Raw genomic sequence first — 8316 nt, 5'->3', positions numbered from 1 at the left:
GTCAGGGGGTGGGGGTGGGGGCGGCCAGCAGGTCGCGCACGGTGCGCGGCTCGCGGCCGAGCAGGGTGCCGAGCAGCGGGTCGGTGCCCGCGAACTCGCCGCGGCCGGCAGCGCGGTAGAAGCCGAGCAGGAAGCGCGCCATGAACTCCTCCGTGCCGCCGGCTACCTGCGCCGCGACCCACTCGTCGACGGGCAACACCTCGAGTGTGACGGTGCGGCCCGCGACATCCGAAGCCATGCCGGCAATGTCGGCGAAGGTCGGCGCCGCGCTCGCCGTGAGCGTCACGGGGCCGTTGTGGGCGCCGTTCGACGCGAGGATGATCGCGGCCGCCTCGGCCTCGTCTTCCCGAGCCGTCCACGACACGGGGCCGTCGGCCGGCACGGAGATGACCCCGGTCTGCCGCCAGGCGCCGAGGAACAAGCCCAGGCTGTGGGCGTAGAACCCGTTGCGAAGAGACGTCCACGCGACGCCCGAGTCGGCGAGCAGCCGCTCGGTCGCAGCGTGGTCACGCGACGGGGTGAAGGTGCTGTCGGGCGTGACGTTCTGGTGGGCGGTGTAGAGGATGCGCCCGACGCCCGCGGCGACGGCTGCGTCGATCGCCGTGCGGTGCAGGCCCACGGCGTCGGCCCGCGGGTCGCTCGATGACACGAGCAGCAGCTGGCCGGCGCCCTCGAACGCGCGGGGAAGCAATGCCGCATCCGCGTAGTCGCCCTGCCGCACGGTCACCCCGAGGTCGGCGAACCGGCGGGCTTTCGCCGTGTCACGCGCGACGACGGCGATGTCTGCGGCGGGCATCCGTTCGAGCAGATGGTCGACGGTGGCGCCGTTCAGCGCACCGGTCGCTCCGGTGATGACGATCATGGTGAGGCCTCTCAGGTGGTGGTGTTAACGGTGGAACGCTAAAAACGGTATCACCGATAGTACACCGCTAACAAGGTTGCGTTATCGTTGTCGCATGAGCGATGACACGCGGGCACGGATCGTGGATGTCGCGACCTCCCTCCTGCGGGAACACGGCGCCGCAGCGGTCTCGACCCGCCGCGTGGCGCACGGTGCCGGAGTGCAGGCCCCGACGATCTACCGCCTCTTCGGCGACAAAGACGGGCTGCTCGACGCTGTCGCCGAGCAGGTGCTGGCCACCTACGTCACCGAGAAGGCGTCGGTCATCGAGGCCGCCGCGGCGGCCGATGTCGACCCGCTCGACGATCTGCGCACCGGTTGGCGCACCCAGATCGACTTCGGTGTCGGCAACCCTGCGCTCTTCGCCCTGCTCAGTGCGCCCGAACGCGCCCGCACGTCGCCGTCGGCCCGTGCGGCGCTGGAGGTGTTGCAGGCGCGCGTGCGCCGCATGGCCGCCGCCGGCCTGCTGCGGGTCAGCGAGCCCCGCGCCGTCGACATGATCCGTGCGGCCGGGTCGGGTGCGGTGCTGACGCTGCTGACGAGTGCTCCGGATGCCCGTGACCCCGCCCTGGCCGATGCGATGCTCGACTCGGTGCTCGCCCAGATCCTCGTCGCACCTCCTGCGGGCGCGGCAGTCTCCGCCGGCGGAGCGCTGCCGGCGGCGGTCGCCCTCCGCGCGCAGGCGCCTGACCTCGGCGCGCTCACCGACGCGGAGCGCCGCCTGCTCGCCGACTGGCTCGACCGCGTCATCGCCGCGCCCGAGCCCGCAGCCGCGCCCGCGCCCGCCCCGGCCCCGACGAATTCGGGCGGTTCGGGGGAGGGCGCCGACACCGCGACGTAGGCTTGATGAATGAACCGTCCTACTGCGGCAACGGTCGGCGAGCTCCGGGCTTCGGGGCACGTCTTCAAGACCCTGCGTGCCGAGATCCGCGACAATCTGCTCGATGCCCTCCGCGAGGGCCGTGACCCGTGGCCGGGCCTGCACGGCTTCGAATCCACCGTCATCCCCCAGCTCGAACGGGCCCTCATCGCCGGCCATGACATCGTGCTGCTCGGTGAGCGCGGGCAGGGCAAGACGCGGCTGCTCCGCACCATGTCGGGGCTGCTGGATGAGTGGTCGCCGGTCATCGACGGGTCGGAGCTCGGCGAGCATCCGTTCGAGCCGATCACCACCGCGAGCATCCGGCGCGCCGCCGAGCTCGGCGACGACCTGCCGATTGCCTGGCGGGGCCGCGATGAGCGCTACTTCGAGAAGCTCGCCACCCCCGACACGAGCGTGGCCGACCTCATCGGCGACGTCGACCCGATGAAGGTGGCCGAAGGGCGGAGCCTCGGCGACCCCGAGACGATCCACTTCGGCCTCATCCCGCGCAGCCACAGGGGCATCGTCGCGATCAACGAGCTGCCCGACCTGGCAGAGCGGATCCAGGTCGCGATGCTGAACGTTATGGAGGAGCGCGACATCCAGATCCGCGGCTACGTGCTGCGGCTGCCGCTCGACGTGCTCGTGATGGCGAGTGCGAACCCCGAGGACTACACGAACCGCGGCCGCATCATCACGCCGCTGAAGGACCGGTTCGGCGCCGAGATCCGCACGCACTACCCGACGGAGCTCGTCGACGAGGTCGCGGTCATCCGGCAGGAGGCCGAGCTGGTCGCCGAGGTGCCCGACTACCTCGTGGAGATCCTGGCCCGGTTCACCCGGGGTCTTCGCGAATCGAGTGCGGTCGACCAGCGCAGCGGCGTGAGCGCGCGCTTCGCCATCGCGGGTGCGGAGACGATCGCGGCTGCGGCCATCCACCGGGCCACCCGGCAGAGCGAGGCGGAGGCCGTCGCCCGGCCGATCGACCTCGAGACGGCGGTCGACGTGCTCGGCGGCAAGATCGAGTTCGAGTCGGGTGAGGAGGGGCGCGAAGACGAGATTCTCGCCCACCTGCTGCGCACGGCGACGGCCGAGACGGTGCGCGCGCACTTCCGCGGCATCGACTTCGCCCTGCTCGTCGATGCGCTCGAAAGCGGCGTGATGGTGACCACCGGCGAGCAGGTCGCCGCCCGCGACTTTCTCGCGGGGCTGCCGTCGCTCGGCGAGAGCGAGCTCTACGACGAGATCTGTGACCGGCTCGGTGCGATGAACGACGGCCAGCGGGCCGGGGCGATCGAGTTGGCCCTCGAGGGCCTCTACCTCGCGCGGCGGGTGAGCAAGGAATCGGGCGGCGGCGAGGCGATCTATGGCTAGAACCAACCGCCGGCTGACGCGCGGCTCGCGGTACACCAAGTACGACGGCGGGCCCGATCCGCTCGCCGCTCCCGTCGACCTCACCGAGGCTCTGGATGCCATCGGCCACGACGTGATGGCCGGTTACTCTCCCGAGAACGCGATGCGCGAGTTCTTCCGCCGGGGTGGTCGCGACCAGGCCGGGCTCGACGACCTCGCGCGCCGGGTGGCGGAGCGTCGCCGTGAGCTCACCCAGAAGCACAACCTCGACGGCACGCTGCAGCAGATCAAGGAGCTGCTCGACACCGCGGTGCTCGAGGAACGCAAGCAGCTCGCCCGCGACGCCCTGATGGACGATGGCGACCGCGCGCTCGCAGAGATCAGGCTCGACAGCCTCCCCGCATCGCCGGCCGCAGCGGTGGGGGAACTCAGCGACTACCCCTGGCAGAGCACCGAGGCCCGGCAGAAGTACGAGCAGATCAAAGACCTGCTCGGCCGCGAGCTGCTCGACCAGCGGTTTGCGGGAATGAAGCAGGCCCTCGAGAACGCGAGCGACGACGACAGGGCCGCGATCACCGAGATGCTCGGCGACCTCAACCGGCTGCTCGACGCCCACAAGCGGGGCGACGACACGCAGCAGCAGTTCGACGACTTCATGTCCAAGCACGGCGACTTCTTTCCCGAAGGCCCGGAGAACATCGACGAGCTGCTCGACGCGCTCGCCGCACGCGCGGCCGCCGCGCAGCGGATGCGCAACTCGATGACCCAGGAGCAGCGCGACGAACTCGACGCGCTCGCCCAGCAGGCCTTTGGCTCACCTGACCTGATGGAGGCGCTCTCCCAGCTCGACGGGCAGCTGCGGGACCTCCGCCCCGGCGAGGACTGGGGCGGCTCCGAGCGGATGGACGGCCAGGAGGGCCTCGGCCTCGGCGACGGCACCGGCGTCTTCCAGGACATCGCCGACCTCGACGAGCTCGCCGAACAGCTCGCCCAGTCGCAGACCGGATCGCAGCTCGACGACCTCGACCTCGACAAGCTGAGCCGCCAGCTCGGCGACACGGCGGCTGTGGATGCCCGCACCCTCCAACAGCTCGAACGCGCGCTGCGCGACGCCGGTGCGCTCAAGCGCGGCACCGACGGAACCCTCACGCTCACCCCGAAGGCGATGCGCCAGCTCGGCAAGGCCCTGCTGCGGGATGTCGCCGAGAAGATGTCGGGGCGGCGCGGCAACCGCGATGCGCGGCAGTCCGGGGCCGCAGGCGAACGCTCCGGCGCGACGCGGGAGTGGGCGTTCGGCGACACCGAGCCGTGGGATGTGACCCGCACCGTCACCAACGCGATCACGCGCACGGCCGGTGAACGGGGGCTCGCGGCATCCACTCGCCTGCCCGCCAGCGTGCGGATCGAGATCGGCGACGTCGAGGTGCAGGAGACCGAGGATCGCACCCAGGCGTGCGTGGCGCTGCTCGTCGACACGTCGTTCTCGATGGCGATGGATGATCGCTGGGTGCCCATGAAGCGCACCGCACTCGCGCTGCACACGCTGATCACCAGCCGTTTTCGCGGCGACGACCTGCAGTTGATCGGCTTCGGCCGGCACGCCGAGGTGATGGACATCGAGGAGCTGATCGGGCTCGACGCCAAGTGGGACAAGGGCACCAACCTGCACCACGCCCTGCTCTTGGCGAACCGGCACTTCCGCAAGCACCCCAACGCGCAGCCGGTGCTGCTGATCGTGACCGACGGCGAGCCGACCTCGCACCTCGAGCCCGGCGGCGACGTGTACTTCAGCTACCCGCCCGACCCGATCACGATCGCGTACGCCATCAGGGAGCTCGACGCCTCGATGCGGCTCGGGGCGCAGACGTCGTTCTTCCGCCTCGGCGACGACCCGGGGCTCGCGCGGTTCATCGACTCGATGGCGCGGCGCGTCGGCGGCTCGGTGGTGGCGCCGGAAGCCGACGACCTCGGTGCGGCCGTCGTCTCGTCGTACCTCGGCTCGCGGGGCGGCGCGGGCTCGGCCGGCGGTGGCGGCGCGTCGGGCGGCGGCTCGGGTGGTGGAGGTTCTGATGGCTTCGGCGGAATGTTCGGTCGCGGCTGGGGCCGCTGGTAGCGTCGCTGCCCGCTGCCCGCTGCCCGCTGCCCGCTGCCCGCGGCCCTGGCCGACTGCAAGCTGGCGTCGGCCGGGTTCGCGCCGGCGCCCAGAACGCCGCCGGAGACGGCGAATGGCCCCTCCGACTCGCGGGCCGGGGGGAGCCTCGCGAGCCGAAAGGGCCGATTCGCTGTGATCACGTCGGGCGGCACTGCCATACGCGTGGCGCGACGCCTGCCGGCTAGGAACGGAGGGCGCCTCTGTGCAGATTCGGGCTGCAGATACAGCTTAGACAACAGATGCAAATGCATAGGAGTCCCACTCCGGGGGGTTGCGCTCAGCCCGATCCGGCCGACGTGATCGCTACTCGAGCAGCTTGCCTCCCACTGACACCTCGTCGCGCATCAGAGCGGCGATCTGCTCCGGAATCTGCGGAATCGGCTCGCGCACGATGCCCGCGGTCGGCGACCAGACGAGGTTGACCTGCAGGGCCGGGTCGAGCTCGGGGTAGTCACTGCGGTTGTGGCAGCCCCGGGTCTCGCGACGTTCGAGGGCGGCTTCGAGGGTCGCCCGGGCCGCGAGGGCCGCGGACTTCAGGTCGAAGGCGTGGGCGAGATCCTGGAACCCGGCGATGTCGGGGTGCACGCCCACGTCGGCGATACGCGCCTCGATCGCTTCGAGCTCGGCGAGCCCGGCAAGCAGCCCCTCCTCGCTCCGCACGACGCCGGCGTGCTCGGTCATCGTGTTGCGGATGGCGCGCTGCAGCGCGCGCACGTTCTCGGGACCGTCGCCCGACAGCAGTGCCTCGATCTCGTTCCGGGCGACGTCGACGGCCGCGGCGGAACGCGTCTGGGCCGTGAGCCCGCGGGAGTAGGCGACCGCGGCCTGCCCCACGATGCGGCCGAACACCAGCAGTTCGATCAGCGAGTTGCCGCCGAGCCGGTTGGCGCCGTGCAGCCCGGATGACGCTTCGCCGATGGCGTAGAGGCCGGGCACGTCGGTGGAATGGTCTTCGGGGCGCACCCAGACGCCGCCCATCGAGTAGTGCGCGGTGGGCGCGATCTCGATGGGATCCTTCGTGATGTCGAGCATCTGCAGCTCGAGCATCGTCTGGTAGACGCGGGGGAGCCGGGTCATGATGGTCTCGCGGGGAAGGTGCGAGACATCCAGCCACACACCGCCGTTCGGTGTGCCACGGCCCTCTTTGATCTCGGTGTAGCAGGCGAGCGCGACCCGGTCGCGGGTCGAGAGCTCCATGCGCTCGGGGTCGTAGCGGCCCATGAAGCGTTCGCCGAGCCCGTTGCGGAGGATGCCGCCTTCGCCGCGCGCTGCCTCGGAGATGAGGGTGCCGGCGGCGTTCTCGGGCTCGATGATGCCCGACGGGTGGAACTGCACCAGCTCGGGGTCGCGAAGCCGCCCGCCGGCCTCGACCGCGAGGCGGAACGAGTCGCCGGTGTTCTCGTCGCGTCGCGAGGAGGTGCGCCGCCAGATGCGGTTGTGCCCGCCGGCCGCGAGGATGACGGCGTCGGCGTGGATGAGGTAGCGCGTGCCGTCTTCGACGTCGAAGCCGTAGGCGCCGAACACGACGCCGTCGTCGTTCACGAGGATGCGCGTCACGTACACCGTGTCGAGGATCGGCACGTTCAATTGTGCGGCCCTGTTCACCAGGGTGCGCTGGATCTCGAGGCCGGTGTAGTCGCCGGCGAAGGCGGTGCGGCGGTAGGTGTGTGCGCCGAAGAAGCGCTGCGAGATGCGGCCGTCGGCCTCGCGGGCGAACGGCATGCCGTAGCGCTCGAGGTCGTCGATACCGCGGGCCGCACCCGACGTGACGATCTCGACGGTGTGCGGGTTGGCGAGCAGGTAGGACTCCTTCAGCGTGTCGGCGGCGTGCTGCTGCCAGCTGTCGTCGGCATCCATGGTGCCGAGGGCGGCGTTGATGCCGCCGGCTGCGAGGGAGGTGTGGGCGTCGGACTTCGAGCGCTTGCCGAGGGCGAGCACGTCGACTCCGGCTTCGGCGAGTTCGATGGCGGCGCGGAGGCCGGAGCCGCCGGTGCCGATGACGAGAACAGTGGTGGAGATCTGGCGTTCGTGCGTGGTCATGACTCTACGCTAGGCGTGCTCAGAGGATTACTCCAATGCATATATCGGCTTGCTTCGATGCGCATAGGCTATGGGTATGAACCTCGAACAGCTGACCGGATTCGTCGAAGTCGCCCAGCTCGGCAACTTCACCCGGGCGGCCGAGCGCCTGCACCTCGCCCAGCCCTCGCTGAGCCGCCAGATCGCCTCCCTCGAGGTCGACCTGGGGGCGGAACTCTTCACCCGGGCCCGGGGCGGAAGCACCCTCACCGTCGCGGGGGAGTCGCTGCTGCCGCTGGCCCGGCGCATGCTCGCGGACGCTGAATCGGTGCGCCGCGAACTGGCCGAACTTGCGGGGCTCGAACGCGGCAGGGTGCGCCTCGGCGCGACGCCCACCCTCTGCATCAGCCTGGTCGCCGAGGTGCTGAGCGCGTTCCACGACGCGCATCCCGGCATCGAGTTGCACCTCTCCGAACAGGGCTCGCGCCGCCTGCTCGACGAGCTCGGCGCCGGCGAGCTCGACCTCGCCCTCATCACCACGTCGGACCGGGCATCCGCAGACCGCTTCACGGTCACCCCGCTGCTCGTCGAAGAGCTCGTGGTCATCTCGTCTGCCGCCCTGCCGCCCCTCACGACACGCACCTCGCTGAGGCTCGCGGATGTCGCGGGCTTGCCGCAGATCGTGTTCAGCCCCACCTACGACCTGCGCAGCACGACCGACGCGGCCTTCCATTCGGCGGGTCTCACGCCGCACGTGATACTCAAGGGAGCGGAGATGGATGCCGTGCTGCGGTTCGTCGAACGCGGGCTCGGCGTGGCCATCGTGCCGGCCATGGTGCTGATCGACCGTCCCGGCCTCCGCTCCGTGCGGCTGGTGGCGCCGACGCTCAGCCGTACGATCAGCCTCGCCCGCCCCGCCGACGTTCTGCCCCCGGCCGCCGTCGGGGTGATGCAGCGTACGATCGCCTCGACGGCGGCCGCGTTCGCCGCCCGCGCCGGCGCGACCATGCGACCCGCCTGACCCCGGCC

General features: G+C 70.9%; 6 protein-coding genes. 4 read left to right on the top strand and 2 right to left on the bottom strand.

Going from position 1 to position 8316, the window contains the following annotated elements:
• Position 1: 1 nt before the first annotated feature.
• Positions 2 to 862, bottom strand: coding sequence for an NAD(P)H-binding protein (locus tag C5B96_RS14720; protein WP_104246113.1), 861 nt, complete (start codon positions 860 to 862; stop codon positions 2 to 4).
• Between the two features lie 94 nt (positions 863 to 956).
• Between C5B96_RS14720 and C5B96_RS14715 the strand changes: the two genes are divergently transcribed.
• From C5B96_RS14715 to C5B96_RS14705, 3 genes are read left to right on the top strand one after another with little or no spacing between them, the layout of a single operon-like run.
• Positions 957 to 1742 (top strand): TetR/AcrR family transcriptional regulator, encoded by a 786-nt coding sequence (locus C5B96_RS14715; protein WP_104246112.1) that lies wholly within the window; start codon positions 957 to 959, stop codon positions 1740 to 1742.
• A gap of 9 nt (positions 1743 to 1751) precedes the next feature.
• Complete coding sequence (locus tag C5B96_RS14710) at positions 1752 to 3137, top strand: AAA family ATPase (RefSeq protein WP_104246111.1); 1386 nt, start codon at positions 1752 to 1754, stop codon at positions 3135 to 3137.
• A complete protein-coding gene (locus tag C5B96_RS14705; protein ID WP_104246110.1) occupies positions 3130 to 5229 on the top strand; it encodes a VWA domain-containing protein in 2100 nt (699 codons plus the stop codon). The genes C5B96_RS14710 and C5B96_RS14705 overlap by 8 nt, the downstream gene beginning before the upstream one ends.
• Positions 5230 to 5571: 342 nt before the next feature.
• Here the strand turns inward: C5B96_RS14705 and C5B96_RS14700 are convergent, their stop codons facing one another.
• Positions 5572 to 7308, bottom strand: coding sequence for an L-aspartate oxidase (locus tag C5B96_RS14700; RefSeq protein WP_104246109.1), 1737 nt, complete (start codon positions 7306 to 7308; stop codon positions 5572 to 5574).
• Between the two features lie 76 nt (positions 7309 to 7384).
• Between C5B96_RS14700 and C5B96_RS14695 the strand changes: the two genes are divergently transcribed.
• The gene (locus tag C5B96_RS14695; RefSeq protein ID WP_199176671.1) at positions 7385 to 8308 is read left to right on the top strand and encodes a LysR family transcriptional regulator; all 924 of its coding nucleotides are present in this window, start codon (positions 7385 to 7387) and stop codon (positions 8306 to 8308) included.
• Positions 8309 to 8316 lie beyond the last annotated feature (8 nt).

It is taken from the genome of Subtercola sp. Z020 (genome assembly GCF_002931235.1).
GTDB lineage: Bacteria > Actinomycetota > Actinomycetes > Actinomycetales > Microbacteriaceae > Subtercola.
The sequence above is the reverse complement of the archived record's forward strand: the minus strand, read 5'-3'. Positions and strand labels throughout refer to the sequence as shown.